Genomic DNA, 21,084 nt, shown 5'->3' on the forward strand with positions numbered 1-21,084 from the left:
CCTTTTTTATTGAAGAATTTTCTTACTTCATTGCTAATTGTTCATTCTTTATTGAAAAACTACCCTCTTCGTTTAAAATATCCTAATAGTTTCTGTGTGTAACTCTCATCACAACGACAACTTACGGTGCCTGCTCCTGATTTTTGCAGTAAATGTTCAAAATAAGATACCGTTTCTCGATAATGTTTCTCGTATTCGAGCCGTGTTGCTTTTGAACTGGTATTGACCAGCAGTAATTCGCCCGTTTCTGCATCCTTTACCGTGATGTAGCCCAAATTAGGTAAGGTCGTTTCTTTTGCATCATAGACCCGAATGCCCGTAACATCGTGCTTACGTGAGGCAATACGAACCGGTTTTTCGTAGTTTCTGTCCATAAAATCGGATAACACGAAAACAATCGCCTTTTTTTTCATTACACTGCTCAAAAACTGAAACGCTTGGGCAATGTTTGTTTTGTAACTCTTCGGTTCAAATTCAATAAGCTCACGAATGATACGCAAAACGTGTGATTTTCCTTTTTTGGGAGGGATATACAGTTCTATTTGGTCGGAAAACAGAATGAGTCCGGTCTTGTCATTGTTTTGAAGAGCCGAGAAAGCCAGTGTCGCGGCAATTTCAGTAATCATTTCGCTTTTGAATTGCTGTGAAGTTCCGAAAAGTTCACTTCCACTAACGTCCACCATCAGCATAAGGGTAAGTTCGCGTTCTTCTTCAAAGACTTTCACGAAAGGTTCGTTATAGCGAGCCGTAACATTCCAGTCAATTGAGCGAATATCATCACCATATTGATACGGACGCACTTCGGAAAAAGTCATTCCACGTCCTTTAAAGGTAGAATGGTATTCTCCCCCGAATATATTATCGCTAAGCCTACGCGTTTTTATCTCAATCTTCCGTACTTTTTTTAATATTTCTTTGGTGTCCATTTTGTTTTGAATTAATAAATAATTCGTATTACAAATATTTATCCTAATTATAGACTATAACATTCTATTTTTGACAGTGTTTCAATCCAGTTATTAAATCGGGGTGCTTTATTGCGTATGCGATGTAGTCCGATAGTCTCTGCAAGGATATTTCCATACACTACTTTATCGTATCCCTTGATAATTCTTGCCAAACGATGTGACGGAGACGTCTCTTTCTTGTCATTTATCATCTCAGGATTATCAAAATTAGCAAAGATATAGGCTAACTCGTCCTTGCCAATGAGTTCATCGGTCGGGATTATTTGTAAAAATACCTCTTTTTCACAGAAAAGCAAGCCTTCAAATTCGTGTAATTGCATATATGGAATAAAACGGTGTTGTAAATCGCTTGAAATACCAGCTTTCATTTTCATTTCCAGATGTTTTAACTTTAGGTTTTTATCTGTTATACGTTTGGCTTGTTCCCAACCCGGAAATTTATATCCGGAATGAAGCCCATAGTAATCAATAAATGTACTGACGATGCTATTTTTGTCTTGTATTAGATGATTTTCAATCTGTTTTTTTAACAATTGCCAATCAACCATCCCACCTCGTGAGTGTTTTATCAAGGGAGCATCCAGAATAATGTGCTTACCGATAAAAAACGGATACATTATTTTCCGAACGAACTCTTGTTCGGTCTGTCCTTCACATATTATGATAATTCGTTTCATCAAGTCTTAAAAATTAGGCTGCCCTTTGGTGATGATATTACGTTTCCATAGGTCGTCAAGGGTATAATCTTCCAACCAAACTTGCAATTCTTCTGACTTTAATCGCTGAAAATGACTCTCACCATCAATTTGGTCAACGGTAATGACATCTTCCGGTTCAAAATGACTGATTAAATCCGTTGATTGAGTTGCGATAATCACTTGAACATCTTTTTTCGCTACTGATTTGATAAGACCTGACAGCTTAGCAATGGCAGTTGGGTGTAGTCCCAACTCGGGTTCATCTATGATAATGACTTCCGGAAGTTGAGGTTGTAAGAACAAGGTTGCCAACGCAATAAAACGTATCGTTCCGTCTGACAAATCATTCACACCATATACTGTGTCAGCATATTTACTACGCCATTTTAGTCTGATACTTCCATTACTTTCAGGTTTCAGGAAGAAATCGAAGAAGTACGAAGCAATACTCTGCACGGTTTTGACAATAAACTGATACGAAACAGGATGTTTATGTTGTATATCGAATAAGAATGCAGCTAAATTCTCTCCCTTTTCATACAGAAAATACTTGTCATTCTCCACATTAGAAGCTTTTCCAAAGGGGGAATGCTCACCTGTGTCGTGAAAATGATATTTTTTCAATCCTGATATGTAGTTCTCTATATATCTTGCTCTGGGGGCATTATTATAATACAAATTAGATTCTGTATTAAAAGATGCAATATCAATAGGATTTATAAAATGTATATTATCATACCATAGTCCTTCTTCTGTGAATATGAAGCTATCATCTCCTTTTTTAAGAGTAAATGAATACGCATTGGTATTTTCAAACTCCAATTTAGCTGAAATTTCTTGCGTAATCTTATCTCCTTTATGTAAAAAGGTGTCAATTCCTTTCAGGGCAACATATTCACGCAAATTTCTACGATAAATCTGCTTTAAAAAGTCAAAAAATGACAAGAAATTACTTTTACCACTGCCGTTAGCACCAATAAAAATATTGATGTTTTGCATTGTAAGGGAAAGTTCCCGAATGGATTTATAACCTTTTATCGTTATTCTTTTCATTCTTACTTTAATTTATGGTAATTCCTTGTCATTCTTTGTCAGATTCATTATAGTATGATATCAAATCTTTATAAAAAGATTGCTTATCAGGCTAAACGAAGTCAATACGTTTTTATTTTTATTAATTTTGATTTTGTTTATAATAATAAAATATTGTATTACAGACTATATCACTCTTTGTTTGTAACGTGTGATGATGCTATTGATGTTTGTGATACAATTTACGTATTCGGTTTCGCCTTCCACGATGGCAAGAGCGTTGATGAGTTTTACCAATTGCCTGTAAATAGTATCGACCTCTTTACGTGCTTCCTTCATCGTTCCCTTTTTTCCTGATTTTTTCTCCTCATCACGTTCCGACATTCCGTTTACCACTCGGTCATTGGTTTGTTTTAAAGGAGTAACAATCTTTTTCAGCCCTAAAACCTCTACATCGGAAGCGTATTTGGTCTCTAATTCTTCAATGAACTTCACGAGCAATCCTGTTTGCTTGTCGAGTTGCATTGAAGTTTTGATGCCGTAATCTTTGATTAACTGTGAAAGTCTTTTTTGAGCTTCCTTTATGTCCGTATCAGGCACAGAACCAAATGCAGCAACAGCACTTTTGAATCCCATATAGAGTTTATCACGTTCTTTATCGGCAATTTTAATCTCATCGGTCTTAAAACTTTTTTGAGATTGATTCATCGCTTCCTTTTCCTTTGCGATTGCAGCTTTGTAAGGACTTAACAGCCTTTGAACCTTTTCAGAAACAAGTGTATCGGTCTCCACAAAGTTTAAAACTTGATTATGAAATGCAAAATGTGCTCCGTTTGCAATGGTACGTAAGGTTAATTCTTGTATTTCCATATGATTTCAAATTTAATTGTGTTTATATTACGCTAAAAATTACTTCTACATAATCAAAAATTATACCAAATTATATTGAAAATCAGTTTCTGTTGATTTAAAATAAAATACAAACAGATTGTGTTTTGTTTATTTTTATTTTGATATATTTTCATTATAGAGTATAAATTACATATTTTTATTTTCAAATATGTTTTATATGTTCTGTAAGTTTTTTAATATTTGAGTTTAATGCGTAATATGTATTCTGTAATTTTTGTGTTTTTGTATTTTTACAGATGAGTTATACTCTGTTTTTGCGATAATTTTATATGAAACGTGATTGTTTATAGTCTATAACTGTTCTATTTTTGTTTGTGAAATTATTCTGATAATTCTGTCTTTGTGATGTTGTTTGTCTCAGATAGGTTTGTGTTTTGTTGTTTTTTTAATTTATTTCTGAAAAATAAGGTTGCTATAATGATTTCCGGTGTCGGTAAATATTGAATGTGTCCAACTTCATATTGTATTGCTTTTGATGTTTAATTTAAATCATTCTTCTGTATTAAAGATGTTGTTTGTTTTTATGTTTAAACATTGTGTGAATAGCCTGAAAAACGTTCTGATTTCATCATATTTAAATTCAAAAGTTTTGGTGAACTTCATATCGGTCGTGAAAACTTTGTGTTTTGAGTCTGTAATCGTTCGTTCTTTCAGAAAATATTATGATTCCGAGTTGATGTTTGTTTGTTTTTGTGTTAAAATAGGCTGTCTCGTCGGGAAAATAGTGTTGTTTTGTGTCTTTTGATTAAGGAACTTCAATGGTATTGACAATTTTGTGAATGATTTCAACCGAAGTGATGTTTTCGGATTCGGCTTCGTAAGTAATTCCAATACGATGACGGAGTACATCGAACACCACAGCACGTACATCTTCCGGAATCACGTAGCCGCGACGCTTGATGAAAGCATAACATTTCGATGCCATTGCCAAATTGATGCTACCACGAGGTGAAGCACCGAAGCTAATGAGTGGTTTTAGCTCCGACAAACCGTATTTTTCAGGATAACGCGTTGCAAATATGATGTCCAAGATGTATTTTTCGATTTTTTCATCCATATACACCTCCCGAACGGCTTGTTGTGCTCGCAGAATTTGTTCGAGCGATACCGTTTGATTAACGATTGTTTGCGTATTTAGCAAGTTATCACGCATAATGCGTTGTTCTTCGTCGAGTTTCGGATAATCGATGACGGTTTTCAGCATAAAACGGTCTACTTGTGCCTCCGGAAGTGGGTAAGTTCCTTCTTGTTCTACGGGGTTTTGCGTTGCCATTACCATAAACGGGGCATCAAGTTTGAAGGTTGAGTCTCCAATGGTTACCTGTCGTTCCTGCATTGCCTCCAACAAAGCGGATTGTACCTTAGCTGGGGCTCGGTTTATCTCGTCTGCCAGTACGAAATTAGCAAAAATAGGTCCTTTCTTGATGGAAAATTCATTTTGCTTGATGTTGTAGGTCATTGTCCCGATAACATCGGCGGGAAGTAGGTCGGGCGTAAACTGAATGCGGCTAAAACTTCCGTGAACTGCCTTCGCCAAAGTGTTGATGGAGAGTGTTTTTGCAAGTCCCGGCACCCCTTCGAGCAAAATATGCCCTTTTCCGAGTAATCCGATAAGCAATGCGTTCACCATATGCCTTTGCCCAACAATGACTTTGTTCATTTCGTTAGTAAGTGCGTCAATAAAAACGCTTTCCCGTTCAATTCGTTCGTTGATTTGGCTGATATCAACTGATGTTCTATGTTCCATAATAAAAAAATATGTCTGTATTAAGTTCGTTTTGTTAATAATGTGTTTATTACGTTATAGATGCACGCAAGTTATGAATATTTTCTGTGTTTGATGTTAAATTTTTTCTAAAAGTTTAATCTGTTTTTAAAAACAATGAATTGTTAAAAATAATTGTCTTTAAATAATACATATTACATAAGGCTTTTTTTCTTGTTTTTGGATATGAAAATACGTTATTTATACATCTTTCGGATAGCAAAGATAATGTTTTACAACGGGTTCGGACAGTGCTTCTAAGTTTAACTGGTCAGATGCTTTAATAACATCTATGATTTTGCCTTTTTTAGTTAGAATATGTATTGTTTGTTGTTGTGCATTGTATGCAGTGTTTGAGATTTTGTCCGAGAACACAAAATATGCAGCCTCTTCCTTTGATATTCCATAAGCAGAAGAAACCTTTTCATATAAAATTAAGGTCTTTTCAGCATCAAATGGTACGTTCTGCAATTTTACTTTTGGCAAATCGCGATTTAAAATCATCTTGCTTAATTTTGAAAGTACGAAATTAGGGTGGAATTGCCATTCTTTCATCGCCGAAATGATGTCGGTATCGTCTAAAAGAGCGAATTTATTGAGTATATCCTTACTGAATTGCTGTTTGTTTATCTTATTTTGAATGAAAAACAGTAATGCGTTTGACATCGGCAGGCTTTCTCCGCTTTTAACTAATTCCTTGGCACGTTTTAACACTCTGATTAGTAGTTGTTCTCCGGCAACGCTGGTTTTATGAAGATATACTTGCCAATACATTAATCGGCGGGCTACTAAGAATTTCTCCACTGAATAAATTCCCTTTTCTTCAACAACCAATTCATCATTTCTGACATTGAGCATCGAAATGATTCGTTCCGGATTGATGTTTCCTTCTGCCACACCAGTATAAAAACTATCACGTTTTAGGTAGTCTGACCTATCCATATCCAATTGACTTGAAATAAGTTGGTGCAAAAATTTACGAGGATAACTACCTTTGAAAATTTCGATGGCAACTTCCAATCTTCCTTTAAATTCACGATTAAGTTCTTGCATAAACAACAATGAAATTTCTTCGTGTGCTATGTTACTCACGATGCTGTGTTCCATTGCGTGAGAAAAAGGTCCGTGACCAATATCGTGTAATAAAATGGAAATATAAAGTCCTTCTGCTTCTTTATCGGAAATCTCAATTCCTTTATAGCGAAGATTTTCAACAGCTTTTTGCATCAGATGCATACATCCTAATGCGTGCTGAAACCGCGTATGCCTCGCTCCGGGATATACTAAATAGGATAATCCCATCTGAGTAATGCGTCGTAATCGTTGAAAATAAGGGTGTTCTATTAGGTCAAAGATAAGGCTGTTGGGAATGTGAATAAATCCGTGAACAGGGTCATTGATGATTTTTAATTTGTTTCTTTTCACAATTGAAAAATTAATTCGCAAACTTACGGAAAATCAATGAATTTCACAAGTAGAAAGCAAACGAGAGTTGCTCACTAATTTTTAATTTATGATTCAAAACAAAAAACTTTGGCAAAAGTATAAGTTTCACCAAAGTCAATATTTATAAATTGTTTATAATGAGATTATTTTTTTCTCAAAATCGGATTAAGTTCCTCATCATTGTACATTTTCATTTGTTTATATACTTTCATATATTTTCTGCCCGCTTCAATGTCCTCCAAAAGTTGATTGAGAGCCAGTGAAAGGTCTTTTTTCTGCTCCAAAAGAATGTCAAGTTTTTCCTTACATTTTGCTTTGTGCTCAGTTGATGCTTCAGGACGATTTACCTCCTCTTGCATATGGTATATTTTTAAAGCAAGAATTGATAATCTATCAATTGCCCAAGCCGGACTTTCCGTGTTTATTGTAGCATTGATTTGAGGTTTAACATTTTTGTACAGATTAAGGAAATAACTATCAATATATTCCACAGTATCAGTTCTATCCTGATTTGAAGCGTCTATTTTACGTTTTAAATCCAATGCGGCTACGGGGTCAATTTCAGGATCACGAATAATATCCTCGTAATGCCATTGCACTGTATCAATCCAATTTTTTCGGTAGAGTAAATGCTCAATACTTCTGGAAGGATAAGGGTTTTCAAATGGCTGATATACATCATCTAAGATATGATATTTGTTGATACTTTCTTCGAAAACTTTAAAAGCTCTTTCACTAAACATAATCAGATTATTTTTTACAAAGATAGAATTAATTTTTGAAATTTCTAAAATTTGAGAAATTCAAGATATGTTTTTGCCAAAATACATATTTTTAGTAAAAAATTAACCTGAAACAGAAAAGGTTTCCCTTTTTTGAGAAACCTTCTTTTGAGTTTTTAGATTATTCTGTTTTCAGTTTAATTTCTGCTCCTTTCACTCCTTTTGACTCGGCTTTGAAAGTGATTGTTCCTGCCTTTTCGGAAGACTGTACAATGGCAACTAATTTTCCGTTGAAAAGTTTCATTTTCGGCAGGTGAAATTGCTCCAATGAAGTAGCATCACCGTTGGCTGCGGCTCGATAACTTCCTGCTCCGCTCACTTTGAATTGAACCGAAAAATCAGCTGTAGGGCATACATTTCCGTCTTTATCTACCGCCTCTACTGTGATGAAAGCAAGGTCTTTTCCGTCAGCAGAAATTATGTTTCTGTCAGCTGTAAGTCGCAAAGAATGCGGTTTTCCTGCGGTTTTTATCACTTTTTCGGCAACGGCTTTTCCGTTTTTGTCATACGCCACCACTTTCACTTCGCCTTTTTCGTATTTGGTATCCAACCACATTAGGCGATAACGTTTCTGACGCTCAAACGATTGCTGGGCTTCTTTGGTATAACTTCCGTTAAGCGGAATGCTCAAATCTTTGGTACGTTTGCCTTGGCTTTTTCCGTTGATGAAAACTTCCGCCGAAGGGTAATTCGTATAAACGAAAATCGGAGTTACCTCGCCCTCGCGTCCTTCCCAATTCCAATGCGGTAGAACGTGTAGCGTTTCGGCTTCTTTGTTCCAATGGCTTCGGTACAAATAAAATCTATCTTTGGGAAGCCCTGCCAAATCCACCGCCCCGAAGTACGAACTATGTGCCGGCCATTCTACATAATAAGGAGTCGGTTCGCCCAAATAATCAAATCCTGTCCAGATAAATTCACCAATGGTGTAAGGCAAATCCTCGTGCTGAATCCAATCGTCTTCGGGAAGATTTGACCAACCACAATGCTCCACATCGTAAGAAGAGGTTTGTTGGTCTTCATACTTTGGCATTGATTTTCTTTCCACAGGAAATTTATAAACGCCTCGCGAACTGATGGTTGAAGCCGTTTCGCTTCCTAAAATGATTTGTTGCGGTAATTTTTTGTACGCCTCTTGGTATCGGAACGGACGATAGTTGAACCCTGCCACTTGCATCGTTGCCGCCATATTGTTTTTGAAAACGTGGTCGGGTCTGTCCATTCCGTTGGAAACAGGACGCGTGCCATCGTGCTTGTGGATAATATCTTGCAACCATCGAGCCACTTTGGCACCTTCTTCAATGCTTTGCTCTTCCACTTCGTTTCCGATGAACCACATCACCACGCTGGGGTCGTTACGGAAATGACGCACCAAATTGGTCAAATCCTTTTCTGCCCAATCCTTAAAATAGAGATGATAGCCGTTTTGTACCTTCGGAATTGCCCATTCGTCAAAACTTTCCAAAGCGAGCATCATTCCCATTTCGTTGGCGATACGCACATACTCTGGGGCAGGCATATTGTGAGCCGTACGAATGGCATTTACGCCCATATCTTGCATTATTTTGATCTGACGACGGATAGCCGCTTCATTGACCGCTGCCCCAATCGCCCCCAAATCGTGGTGCATACATACCCCTTGAAACTTGATTTTGCGTCCGTTCAGGTACAGCCCATCGGCGGGTTTGATTTCAATACTTCGGATACCAAAAGTATTCGTTACTTTTTCAGAATTTGAATACACATCGCCCCAAGACTCATACAAAGAAACCTCTGCCGTGTATAAATTCGGTTGCCCAATGTCCCACAATTTCGGATTATCAATAAAAAAAACTTGTTCAATTACATTGCCTACATCATATTTCGTTAAATGTGTTTCTTGCTTGGCAACCACCTGCCCTTCTTTATTTTTGATTTCGGTTAAAACGAAATAATTTTGTTTCACCTCCAAGGAAAGTTCGGTTTTTACCACAACTTTGGCAAAATTCTTTTCAATGACAGGCGTTGTAATTTGCACACCCCAAATCGGAATGTGGTTTTTAGGTTTGGTGATGATATGCACATTTCGGTACAATCCCGCCCCAGGATACCAACGCGATTGTTGGGTTAAATTCTCCAAACGAACGGCAAGCGTATTGTTTTTTTCTTTCACTAAGGAAGTAATATCAAAGAAAAAAGTGTTGTATCCGTGATGCCACTGCCCTGCTTTTTGTCCGTTGACGAATACTTCGGCGTTGGACATTGCTCCGTCAAATTTGATGAACACTTTTTTGTCGGAATTGAAATCCGCTACATCAAAATGGGTTCTGTACCAGCCCACACCCACGAACGGAAGCCCCCCCGTACGCCCTGAATGCTCAATGGGAGCTACTTGTCCGTCTTGTTTGATGGCGGTGCGTTGTACATCGTTTTCAATATCGAACGGACCATAGATAGCCCAATCGTGAGGTACAACTACATTTTGCCATTTTTTGTCATTTACGGAAATTTGCGAGAAGTTTTTGCTGTCTTCACGCGTAAACTTCCAATTCTTTTCGAGGGTTTGCGAAGTCTGTGCAATACTTAGGGAACTCATTCCCACTAAAATAGTTGATAAAAATATATTTTTCATTGGCTTAAAAATTATCGGTTTATCATTTTATCAGTCAATTTTTAGACCTCAAAGATAGTAATTTATTTTGAGTTGGAAAACTTTAGTCTTTTTAACGATGAATCAGATGATTATATCTGTAATATTATCAATATTATAATGTTTTTAATTCTTAACTATTTAGTTAAAGGTTATTCCAAATTGTTTTTTAATTTTGATTATTTAGTTAAAAGTTATTTCATATTGTTTTTTATTTTTGACTATTTAGTTAAAGATTATTTTATATTATTTTTAGTTTTGACTATTTAGTTAAAGATTATTTCATATTGTTTTTTAGTTTTGACTGTTTAGTTAAAAGTAATTTCATATTGTTTTTTGATTTTGACTATTTAGTTAAAATTATCTTTCAAATTGTTATGAGCAATAATGTTTTAGTTTTTACTTCGATTATTTTGTATGAAGTTCTAAAAAAAATGAAATTAAGAAAAATCTGTTTTGAAGAAGTTAATTTTCAAAACAAATAAGCCTCAAGAAGAAAAGAAATAATTGAAAACTTTACATATAACTAACAGAAATAAATCCGACGTATATGGTAAGGAATAACGAAATCCCAAAATATATAAAAACTAAAATTGTTGATTTGAAAATGGTTAGAAATCGTCTTTCTTGATATAAAACTCGGTTTGAAATTATAAAATACATCATCAATCCTATGATAAAAAGTACATATAATATCCAAAACAAAGTGTTTAATCCTATATATAAAAAGATTCCCATAAAAATACTGGTAAACAGATAGATAATTGAATGTAAATGCAGGGAATGAATCAGATGTACGTATAATTTTTTATATTTTTTATGGAAGAAAGCAAGTAGGAGCAATGACACAAAGGGCATCATTAAAATAATTGTGTAAGAGACAATTGATAAATATTTCCCGATTTGTTTATCAATGAATTCAGTCATTTGAGTTATATTTCCGAAAGAAAAAATCCCCGTCTTATAAATTAAATTTTGAAGTTCAATCCGCTCAAAACGCCCAAGATTTTTCCATTTTACCGTTATTAAAGAATCCATTTTGAATTTATCATCATAAACTAATTTTAGTTCCTGACGTGTGAGTCGATGTCTTCCAATTTCAATAGTGTCAAATTCCGGTCTTTTTTTAAGAAAAATATCGTATGAAAGGAAACTTCTTTGCGTTCCGATAGAAAAATTATTCTCTGAAACATCTACTCGAAAGCTTTCAAATCCGTTTTTATTTACTAAATCGTAGAAATCTTCTTTTTTTGTTTGATTCCATTTTGTTTTATGGGTAAAAACACTGTCGATAAACGATTTTATTTCATCGGAATTGGCATTTTTAAGCTGACTGTATTCTTTTTCGGAGATATTTAGTGTTTCCGAATCGATGGTTTTATTAATTCTGTTGAAAATTCTTTTCGTGAAATCGGAATGAGAGGCTTTTTGAAAAGAAAAACTCATCATTACAAAGAAAATGAAGGAAAAAAACAGATACAACTTGAAAGGCGGTACAAAACGAATGCGTTTGCCTTCAATATATTGTTTGGTAATTTGTCCGGGACGGAAGATGGTTTTGAGCGTGTTCCAGATTTTGTTGTCGAAGTTTATGAATGACCCAAAAAAGTCGTTTGACAATTCTTTGACGGAGAAATCATTATAGTGGTTCTCTTGTCCGCAATTGGGGCAAAAATTATCCCTAACCGAAAGCATCGTTTGGCAATTCGGGCATTGGGATATTCTTTTTCTTTTCTTCATACAGAAAATTATCTCAAACTTTTGTTGATATTATCGATGTATTGCAGAAGTTCCTCTTTTCCTGTTTTATTTTCTGAAGAAGTAACGAAATACGGAGGGAATTCTTCCCAAGTTTCGAGCAGAATTTGTTTGTACACTTCCACATTTCGTTCAATAGCAGCAGGTTTCAGCTTGTCGGCTTTGGTAAAAATGATTCCAAAAGGAATGTTATTTTCGCCCAGCCATTGCATAAACTCCAAATCTATTTTCTGAGGTTCGTGACGAATATCCACCAGCACGAAAGCACAAACCAATTGATGACGTTTTTCAAAATATTGAGTGATAAACTTTTGAAATACTTTTTTGGTACTTTTTGACACACGTGCGTATCCGTAGCCCGGCAAATCGACCAAAAACCAATTATTATTGATTTTAAAATGATTGATGAGTTGTGTTTTTCCGGGTCTGCCCGAAGTTTTTGCCAAATTTTTATTGTTGGTAAGCATATTAATGAGCGAAGATTTCCCCACGTTCGATCGCCCGATGAAGGCATACTCCGGAAGCGGTTCGTTAGGGCATTTACTCACATCGGAATTGCTGATGATAAATTCGGCTTTGGTGATAATCATTTTTCTAAAAGTTTATGGGATTAAAAGCAAAAAATCACCGTTTTAGTGATTTTTCGTTTTTTTAATTAATGTATATTTTGTTTGAGAAACCAACTGTTTAGCAATTCGTTAAACTCATCAGGGTGTTCCATCATTGGTGCGTGTCCGCATTTGTCAATCCAAAACAAATCAGAATTGGGCAATAACTGATGAAATTCCTCAGCCACCTTTGGCGGGGTTACGGTATCGTTCTTTCCCCAAATCAAGCAAGTAGGCGTATGCATTTTGGGTAAATCTTTTGCCATATTGTGGCGAATGGCACTTTTTGCTATTGCCAGTGTTTTTATTAGCTTGCCTCTGTCGTTTACATTCTGAAAAACCTCATCTACAATCTCTTGGGTGGCTATGGCAGGGTCGTAAAATACTTCCTCGCATTTCTTTTTGATAAAATCATAATCGCCTCGACGTGGATAGCCATCACCCATAGCACTTTCGTAAAGTCCTGAACTTCCGGTCAAAATGAGAGCTTTAACATTCTGCGGATGCATTTTTGTATAGAGAAGCCCTACGTGTCCTCCTAATGAATTTCCTAAGAGAATAACATTTTCAAACTTTTTGTGTTTGATGAATTTCCGTAAGAATTTTGCTAAGGTTTTGACAGATGTTGTTAGCAAAGGCATTGAAAATAAAGGCAACTCGGGGATAACCACTTTATAGTTTGCCTTTGAAAAAAATGAAAGGACTCCTTCAAAATTGCTCAATCCCCCCATAAGCCCGTGCAGAATAATAATTGGAGTTCCTTCTCCTTGTTCTATGTACGAAAATTTACCCTCTTTTTTTACTTCTGTTATCATCAATTTTGGCTGAAAAATCCGTAAGCAAATATACTACTTATATTGAAATGACATAAAAAAATAATGTCTTTTTTCTCAAAAAGTGTTATTTTTTTCTGACAAAGAAGATTCTGTGTTTTGTAAAACTCACATTATCATATTTTTAAACCTGAATTGACAAGCAATCCTACTACTAAATTATAACTTTCAATGCCTTGTTGTTGTTTGTTGGCTTTTAGGAAAGTATCATAACTCTTCTTAAAAACGGGCTCCGCTCTGTTTTCATATTGCTTCCAAAAGTTACGAGTTTCCGCATAATTTTGAAAGATTCCGGGACGTATCCTCGCTTTCATTTCTTCATATTTTTCGGGAGCAAATTTATATACTTCGTTAAGCAAATAACGCAGAGCAAATATCGAAGCACTATATTTAAAGTATAAATTATCACTGCTTTTGGCTGCTAAATATCCTATGTAATTGGCTTCTTCCTCAGCGGCATATCCCATCTGATGGGCAATTTCGTGGCAAGCGGTAATGGGGGTGGAGTAGCCTATTAGCTTTCCGTTTACTTGAGCTTCATTGGTAAACGGGTTGATATATCCGCTGTACCCCATATAAGTCAAAAACAGACTGTACAATGATGGTTTTATACTTTTAAAGGAAGAAAAATCGGTCATATTTTCTATATCAAGCGGAAAGTTTTTTTGGGCAATTTCATAAATTTCGCGATGTGTTATTTGAAAATTGACTTTTACACTATCATTTTCTGCCAGTAATTTATGAAAGTCATTAGCTTGTAAAATGTATTTTTCGGTAACCTGAAAAAGAGCTTCTTTGGTATATTTTGTGTCTATTTTTAATGATTCCGATAGTGAAATACGAAAATAATTAAAACCCCATAGCGTAAAAAAGCAAAAAAAGAGTATAAAAATAAATAAAAATGCTTTATCAGCAAACCAAATGGGCTTTTTCCATATTTTTTTTCTGTTTTTTATTACAAAATATACAGCAAAACCTCCTAAAATGGTATAAAAAACGTCTCCGAATGAAAAAGGTATCCAACCGAAAGCAAAATGAAGCGTTTTTGCGATGTAAGGATATATATTTCTGCTATAAAAAGTCTCTGTTATTTGAGGTGAGTTTCGCAGTAATATCCAAATTCCGATAAAAAAGATATAAAAAATGTACTTATATTTCATCTTGTTAAAATAATTTTGTACGGAAAGCAAAAATAATAAATTTTATCATTAACTTTGAGCCTTACTTTACAATAATTGTTTTTAAAAAATTTATCAGATATGAATACAGAAATAAGGAAGTTAGAGCCCCAAGCACTTTGGGAGAGCTTTTCCGATTTGAATGCCGTACCGCGTCCGTCAAAAAAAGAAGAAAAAGTAATTGCTTTTATGATGGATTTCGGAAAGAAATTAGGTTTGGAAACCATAAAAGATGATGTTGGCAATGTAATTATCCGAAAGCCAGCAACAAACGGAATGGAAAATCGAAAAACTATCGTGTTGCAATCACATTTGGATATGGTTCATCAAAAAAATAATGATACTGTTTTTGATTTTGACACGGAGGGCATCAAAATGAAAATCGAAGGCGATTGGGTGAAAGCCGAAGGAACCACACTCGGTGCTGATAACGGAATCGGGGTGGCAGCCATAATGGCGATTTTGCAAAGTACCGATATTGCTCATCCTGCTATCGAAGCTCTTTTTACCATTGATGAAGAAACGGGAATGACAGGAGCAATGGGGCTTAAAGGCGGATTGCTAAAAGGCGATATTCTTTTAAATTTGGACACGGAAGAAGATGACGAAATCGACATAGGATGTGCCGGAGGTGTAGATGTTACCGCTTTCCGTGAATACGATGAAGAAGAAACTCCGCAAGATGTTGTTGCTTACAAAATCGCTGTAAAAGGATTGCAAGGCGGACATAGCGGAATGGATATTCATAAAGGATTTGGTAATGCCAATAAAATAATGAACCGCTTGTTATTTGACGGATTTGAAAACTTTGGATTACGAATTGCCGAAATTAACGGAGGCGGACTGCGAAATGCCATTCCTCGGGAAAGTGTTGCAATTGTGGTGGTTGATAAAGTTCAGAATGAAGCGTTTCAATTTGAATTTAAGCAACTTACCGAAGTAATTAAGCACGAATTGCAGGTAACGGAACCTAATTTGTCTATCACTTTGGAAGATGTCAATCTGCCTGATAGCGTGATGGAATTGGGCGTTCAGGAGGGAGTTTTACGCTCGATTTACACGGCTCATAACGGCGTGTATGCAATGAGCAAAAGTATTTCGGATTTGGTGGAAACCAGCAACAACATCGCTCGTGTAATTGTTAAAAACGGAGAAATTAAAATTCACTGTCTGACACGTTCTTCAGTGGAATCGGCGAAATTCGATTTGGCAAATGCGTTGCGTTCGGCGTTTGAACTTTCCGGATTTGAGGTAGAATTCACAGGAAGTTATCCTGGTTGGGAGCCTAACGTAAATGCTTCTATATTAAAAGTTTTAAAAGAACAATACGAAAAACTTTTCGGAGAAAAACCAAACGTTGTTGCCTGCCACGCAGGATTGGAATGTGGTATTTTAGGGCAGAATTACCCCAATATGGAAATGATTAGCTTCGGACCTACCATCAAAGGAGCACATTCCCCTGATGAAAAAGTAAATATCAAATCTGTTCAAAAATTCTGGAAGTATTTGTTAGAAATTTTGAAAAACACTCCGAGTTAAATTAGAAGGAGATACGATTAAAAAAGGAACTATTTCAATTAAGAAATAGTTCCTTTTATATTAATTGTTGTTTTTAATTAGTTGAATCACTGATTGATAGTTTCTTTGAATGTTTTCATTATTCATTCCCAATTGCATCGCTTTTTCAAAATGTTTTTTTGCTTGAAAATAATCTTTTTCTTCACTGTTTAACAAAGCCATAAAGTAGTAAACTTGCGGATTTTTCGGTTCGTAAGTTTGTGCCTCACTGAGTATCTGCCACGCTTTGTCGTTCTGTGATTTTGCGTTATAGAGTGTTGCTAAATTCAAACGTATGTGATTCAGTGTTTTATCTTTTTTTATGGCTCGCTCATAGAATAAGATGGCTTTGTCCGTGTCTCCTAAATGTGTAAAATAATCGGCTGCGGTGGCACTTCCTATCGGAAAATCGGCTTGTGAAAGTACAAAAATCTCATATTCTTTTCTGGCTGATTCAAAGGAAGATAACAATTTTGATTGTTCCAATCCTTTTTGTGATAGAAATACGTAGGCTGTGGCTATTCGTATGGCTTTTACTTTGTCCGAAAGTAATGGAATTAATTCATTTTCATATAAATGTATTGGGAAATTTGCCAAAGCTATAACAGCTCGGTAGCGGGTTTGTGCATCTTGGTTTTTTAATTCTTTTTTTACCAGTTGAAGGCTTTCTTCTGTGTATATTCCGCCTAAATAATGTATTGCCGCAGCCCGAATGATGTTGGGAGTGGTTGCATTTGTAAGTAATTTGTTTAAATATTCCAAACTTTTTTCATTTTGCCTGCTTCCGAGAATCAAATTCTCTGCAAAATGCGGTTTTCGTTCTTTTCCGTACCATTTTTCTACGGCTTGGCTTGCCCATTTTGCGGATTTGTCATTGTGGCAAGCATTGCAAGCATTCGGAACGCCATATTTATCCGACAAATCAGGGCGTGGGACGGCAAAATTATGGTCGTGACGGATGTCGTTGCCCATATAAGTACGTGTTGGCATATGACACGATTTACAATCGGAAGCCTCCGTATTTTCTTTATGAAAAGTGTGTGCACTTGTGGCATAATTTGGAGTATGGCATTGTAAGCAAAGCTGATTTCCCTGCATTTTTAATTTTCCAGAATGCGGCAGATGGCAATTTGTACATTTGATGGAGCTGTGATACATTTTACTTTGAAGAAAAGAACCGTATTTATAGACTTCGTCAAGAGCTTGTCCATCTGCAAAGTAAATATTAGTTATCGGGATTTCAGGGATGAAGTTATCCATAATTTCTTCGGAATGTGTGTGATATTGCGTTACTTCACCTCTTCGGGAGTGGCAAGGCATACAGGTGTTAAGTTCCGTTTTTTGAGAAGTATTTGCACCCAGATTGATAAAAAAGGTTTTGGAAATTCCGGCTTGATAGTCAGAACTTCTCATAAATTCATTGTGTTTTTTCCCAGGTCCGTGGCAACTTTCACATCCTACGGTTAATTCATCGTAAGTAGTTTTGTAGGTGTCTTCCAGCGGATTGTAATTTTTTTGCAGATTTGTACTGTGACAGTAAGCACACATTAAGTTCCAGTTTTGCCCGGCGTTTGTCCAATGCAGATAATCATCGGGAGGAATTTTTTCTCCGGCATATTGATGAAACCACTTGTTTTTTCTGCTATCCCAACTTTGTCGAAAAACTTGCATTTTTCCGCCCTCAAATTTGGTCAAATATTGCTGTAACGGATAGTGTCCAAAAGTGAAAACAATTTCAAAATCACGATATTTTCCATTTTCGTCCTCTGTATTTATATAGAATTTTCCATCTTTTTTGAAGAATCGGGAGGTAATTCCATCAGCGGTGTACGTAACATTATTGAAATCACCTAAAACAGTTTGGTCATTGGCGTGTTGCATTGCTTTGAAATGGTCGGATGTTTCCCATTCTGCATATTCTTGTTCGTGGCATTCTTTACAACTCTGAGAGCCTGCGTAACCTTGTTCGTATTCTTGGTGATTATCTTCGATTTTGGTGTAATTGTCTGTTTTGGGGAAGAATATAAAAACCAAAATTACTAATATTATGGCTGCTAATATGAAAATAAACAGATATTTTTTCGTCATTGTTTTGATTGTAAAATGTGTACAAAAATAACGAAAAAAGCATTATTGTTTTCTTAGAAAGAATCTAAAATAGAAAAACAAAAAAGGAAAGTAAATTATTTACTTCCCTTTTGTTGATAATTAAAAATGGAGTTTTTATTCAACGATTATGGTTACTTCTTTTTCCACATATTCATTTTCAAGTGTATCATAGTAAGTAGCAGTTACTTTTACAGAACCTGATTTGTAGGCATCGAAAATGTGTTCGGCATTATCACGTTCTTTTCCAAAGTAATATCCGTCAGCAGCTTTCCAACGAACGGTTGCGGTTTCACTCTTTTGTGATTTTTTTGTGATGCCGCTTTCTACTTGCTTGTCATTATTTCAAGTGGTAATGCTTAATGGAGTTTTTGACATTCTTTTTACTTTTATTTCATTGTTGTTTGTATTATCAATAGTGATTTTATTAATTCCTAAAACAGATTTCACTTCAACAGAACTTGAAATTTCTGAGCCATCATTTGCCGTAACGGTAATTCGTGCGATGCCTCCTTTCAAAGTAGTGATGTTACCTTCACTATCCACGGAAACTACATCAGGATTGCTTGACTGCCAAGAAACATTTTTGTTGGTTGCATTTTCAGGAGAAATAACATAGTTGAGCTTAAACGTAGCTCCCACTGCCAAAGAAAGATTTTCTCCTACATTTATCTCAATTTGTCTGACCAATTGTACCACATTCACAGTGTGTTGAACACTCACATTGCTTCCGTCTTTACTTTTGATTGTAATTACAGAAGATTTTCCAGGTTTGTTCATTACAAAAATTTCACCTTTTTTGGCATCAGCGATTTTTACTATATCTTTATTGCTTGATTCCCATACAAGTTCCTTATTTGTCGCATTTTCCGGATAAATTTTAAAGAAAATTGATGCATTTCCGGCTTGATAATTTCCTGATTCCAATACTTCAATTCGTTCCACTAAAACTTTAGAAATATTGACTGACAATTCTTTTGTTTTTCCGGCTGAGCTGATAGAAATAACCGCATTTCCTTCTTGTAATGCTTTGATTGTGAATTTGTTTTTGTTTTGCTTCACTTCTGCTATTGAGGGTTGTGATGAAACGATTTTAAAATTTTCGTTATCTCCTCCCATTATGGTAATTTCCTCGGAAGTTTGCCCAATTTCAAGTGTCAAATCTTTTTTCTCTGAAATAGTAATTTCTTGTGTAGTTGGGGTAATTTCTACTTCATTTTTTGTACAGGAATTAAAGGTTATTATCCCTGTAATTGCTAAAAGAATAAGTGATTTTTTCATTTGTTAAAAAAATGTAATTTTGATATTGTTTTCTTTTTTATTTCGTTAAAAATATTTTTCAGAAACAACTTAGGTAAAAGGTTTCTAAAATTCGGGGCAAAAGTATATCAAAAAAATAATGTTGTAAAGTGTTTTAGAAATCTTTAACGATGGATTTTTATAAAGGATAAACTTATTTTTCTGATTTTCAGCAAGAAGAGTTTTGTTCCAAATTCAAAAAATTATGTTTTTTGTATTTGAAAATCTTTAATTTTTTAAGAAAAAATTTTGGAAAAGCTTTGGTTTTTGAGTTAGGAATTACATTTTTAAATAAAAATCTTTGGTAAGTTCAGTATATGAATCAGTATAGATGTTGCGTTCTTTTTCTATGATTAATAGGTCAAAAATGCAAACTTCGCTTTTTCTGTCAAAAGCTATTAAACTTCGTTTTACTTCGGCGTTGGCATTGCCTTTTACACGAGTAATTTTCCTCGGGAAGAGACCTTTTTCAGAAGCCAATTGTACAAAATTTTCTTCTTCCGCGAACGGAACAATGACAGAAAAAACACCTTCGTCAGAAAGCAATGAGGCAACACCTTCTATCAATGTTTTAAAAGGTAAAGAATTTTCAAATCGGGCTTTGTTACGCGATTTGGAATCTGTTTGATAATCAGAAGTATAGAAAGGTGGATTGGAGACAATCAGGTCGTATTTTTCATCTTGCATTTCTGCTACAAATTCTTGAAATGAAGCAAAGTAACAAAAAAGTCGGTCTGCCCAAGGGCTATCTTCAAAATTTTCGGTACATTCAATGTATGCTTTTTCGTCAATTTCCACAGCGTCAATGATTTCGGCTTGCGTGCGTTGAGCCAGCATCAGTGCAAGAATGCCCGTTCCTGCCCCAACGTCCAATATGTTTTGAGGAAAATTGTCAATCGGGGTCCAAGCTCCCAAAAGTACATTATCTGTACCTATTTTCATCGCACTTTGTGCTTGTGAAACTGAAAATTGTTTGAATTTGAAAGTCATAATTACAAACGAATAAATTACGATATGCCGAATTACTGATATTTCTTTTGAGAATACTTAAATGAATAGGAATGCTTCTCCGTTTATTATCTTATTGGCGAAGAAGGCAATACTGTTTTCACTTAATTGCTTTTTGAGTTCGTCTTTAAAAGGTTTGATGGCGTAATGTATGGGGCAAGGTTCCTCTTCGGAACAGCCTTTTAAGCTCATAGAACAAGTCATAAACCTGTGTAATTCATCAATATGCTCAATGATGCTTATAAGAGGAGCTTCTTTTTCTTCATCGGATATCCAAAACCCTCCTCCCGGTCCTTTTGTGGAGTTGATAGCTCGTTTTCTGGCTAAGGTTTGGAGTATTTTAGCCAAAAAAGGTGGAGGAATGTTCAATTTTTCTGCGATTTCCTTAACGCTTATTTTCTTGGAATCAGAAGAATGAACAGCAAGATATATGACAGCATTGATTGCGTATTTGCTCGAGTTGGAAAACATAATATTTTCTGATAAATTGCGTGCAAAGGTATGA

At 35.4% G+C, this 21,084-nt stretch carries 17 protein-coding genes; 1 reads left to right on the forward strand and 16 read right to left on the reverse strand.

Features of this window, described 5'->3' with window-relative positions:
- Positions 1-59: 59 nt before the first annotated feature.
- The 12 genes from GN105_RS06170 to GN105_RS06225 all read right to left on the reverse strand — a co-directional run bounded on the left by GN105_RS06170 (position 60) and on the right by GN105_RS06225 (position 14,591).
- Positions 60-926 (reverse strand): DUF58 domain-containing protein, encoded by an 867-nt coding sequence (locus GN105_RS06170; RefSeq protein ID WP_155284544.1) that lies wholly within the window; start codon positions 924-926, stop codon positions 60-62.
- A 47-nt stretch (positions 927-973) separates the two neighbouring features.
- Complete coding sequence (locus tag GN105_RS06175) at positions 974-1,645, reverse strand: DUF4276 family protein (RefSeq protein WP_155284545.1); 672 nt, start codon at positions 1,643-1,645, stop codon at positions 974-976.
- Positions 1,646-1,651: 6 nt separating this feature from the next.
- On the reverse strand, positions 1,652-2,719 hold the full coding sequence (locus tag GN105_RS06180; protein ID WP_155284546.1) for an AAA family ATPase: 1,068 nt from the start codon (positions 2,717-2,719) through the stop codon (positions 1,652-1,654).
- 165 nt (positions 2,720-2,884) lie between these two features.
- The gene (locus tag GN105_RS06185) at positions 2,885-3,568 is read right to left on the reverse strand and encodes a DUF6261 family protein (protein ID WP_155284547.1); all 684 of its coding nucleotides are present in this window, start codon (positions 3,566-3,568) and stop codon (positions 2,885-2,887) included.
- Between the two features lie 787 nt (positions 3,569-4,355).
- A complete protein-coding gene (locus GN105_RS06190; RefSeq protein ID WP_155284548.1) occupies positions 4,356-5,357 on the reverse strand; it encodes an AAA family ATPase in 1,002 nt (333 codons plus the stop codon).
- 219 nt (positions 5,358-5,576) lie between these two features.
- The gene (locus GN105_RS06195) at positions 5,577-6,803 is read right to left on the reverse strand and encodes an HD domain-containing protein (RefSeq protein WP_155284682.1); all 1,227 of its coding nucleotides are present in this window, start codon (positions 6,801-6,803) and stop codon (positions 5,577-5,579) included.
- A gap of 161 nt (positions 6,804-6,964) precedes the next feature.
- Positions 6,965-7,564 (reverse strand): DUF4254 domain-containing protein, encoded by a 600-nt coding sequence (locus tag GN105_RS06200; RefSeq protein ID WP_155284549.1) that lies wholly within the window; start codon positions 7,562-7,564, stop codon positions 6,965-6,967.
- Between the two features lie 160 nt (positions 7,565-7,724).
- Entirely contained in the window at positions 7,725-10,214 is a 2,490-nt protein-coding gene (locus GN105_RS06205; RefSeq protein ID WP_155284550.1) for a DUF4982 domain-containing protein, read from the reverse strand.
- Between the two features lie 534 nt (positions 10,215-10,748).
- Positions 10,749-11,972, reverse strand: a complete 1,224-nt coding sequence (locus tag GN105_RS06210; RefSeq protein ID WP_155284551.1) for a DUF3667 domain-containing protein — start codon at positions 11,970-11,972, stop codon at positions 10,749-10,751.
- 8 nt (positions 11,973-11,980) lie between these two features.
- Entirely contained in the window at positions 11,981-12,577 is a 597-nt protein-coding gene (gene yihA / locus GN105_RS06215) for a ribosome biogenesis GTP-binding protein YihA/YsxC (RefSeq protein ID WP_155284683.1), read from the reverse strand.
- A 68-nt stretch (positions 12,578-12,645) separates the two neighbouring features.
- A complete protein-coding gene (locus GN105_RS06220; protein WP_155284552.1) occupies positions 12,646-13,413 on the reverse strand; it encodes an alpha/beta fold hydrolase in 768 nt (255 codons plus the stop codon).
- Positions 13,414-13,547: 134 nt separating this feature from the next.
- Positions 13,548-14,591 carry a DUF3810 domain-containing protein gene (locus tag GN105_RS06225; protein ID WP_155284553.1) on the reverse strand — a complete coding sequence of 348 codons (1,044 nt, stop codon included), beginning with the start codon at positions 14,589-14,591 and terminating at the stop codon, positions 13,548-13,550.
- A gap of 99 nt (positions 14,592-14,690) precedes the next feature.
- Here GN105_RS06225 and GN105_RS06230 point away from each other — a divergent pair, with 99 nt between their 5' ends.
- The gene (locus tag GN105_RS06230; protein WP_155284554.1) at positions 14,691-16,148 is read left to right on the forward strand and encodes an aminoacyl-histidine dipeptidase; all 1,458 of its coding nucleotides are present in this window, start codon (positions 14,691-14,693) and stop codon (positions 16,146-16,148) included.
- Positions 16,149-16,208: 60 nt separating this feature from the next.
- On the opposite strand, the gene GN105_RS06235 is transcribed toward GN105_RS06230, so the two are convergent.
- From GN105_RS06235 to GN105_RS06250, 4 genes are all read right to left on the reverse strand, one after another.
- A complete protein-coding gene (locus GN105_RS06235; protein ID WP_155284555.1) occupies positions 16,209-18,254 on the reverse strand; it encodes a multiheme c-type cytochrome in 2,046 nt (681 codons plus the stop codon).
- Positions 18,255-18,617: 363 nt separating this feature from the next.
- Positions 18,618-19,553, reverse strand: coding sequence for an Ig-like domain-containing protein (locus tag GN105_RS06240; RefSeq protein ID WP_155284556.1), 936 nt, complete (start codon positions 19,551-19,553; stop codon positions 18,618-18,620).
- Between the two features lie 297 nt (positions 19,554-19,850).
- Positions 19,851-20,561: a tRNA1(Val) (adenine(37)-N6)-methyltransferase gene (locus GN105_RS06245; protein ID WP_155284557.1), complete on the reverse strand. Its 711-nt coding sequence runs from the start codon at positions 20,559-20,561 to the stop codon at positions 19,851-19,853.
- A gap of 57 nt (positions 20,562-20,618) precedes the next feature.
- The gene (locus GN105_RS06250) at positions 20,619-21,050 is read right to left on the reverse strand and encodes an RrF2 family transcriptional regulator (RefSeq protein ID WP_155284558.1); all 432 of its coding nucleotides are present in this window, start codon (positions 21,048-21,050) and stop codon (positions 20,619-20,621) included.
- Between the last annotated feature and the right edge of the window lie 34 nt (positions 21,051-21,084).

The organism is Capnocytophaga felis, from assembly GCF_009684755.1.
Lineage (GTDB): Bacteria > Bacteroidota > Bacteroidia > Flavobacteriales > Flavobacteriaceae > Capnocytophaga > Capnocytophaga felis.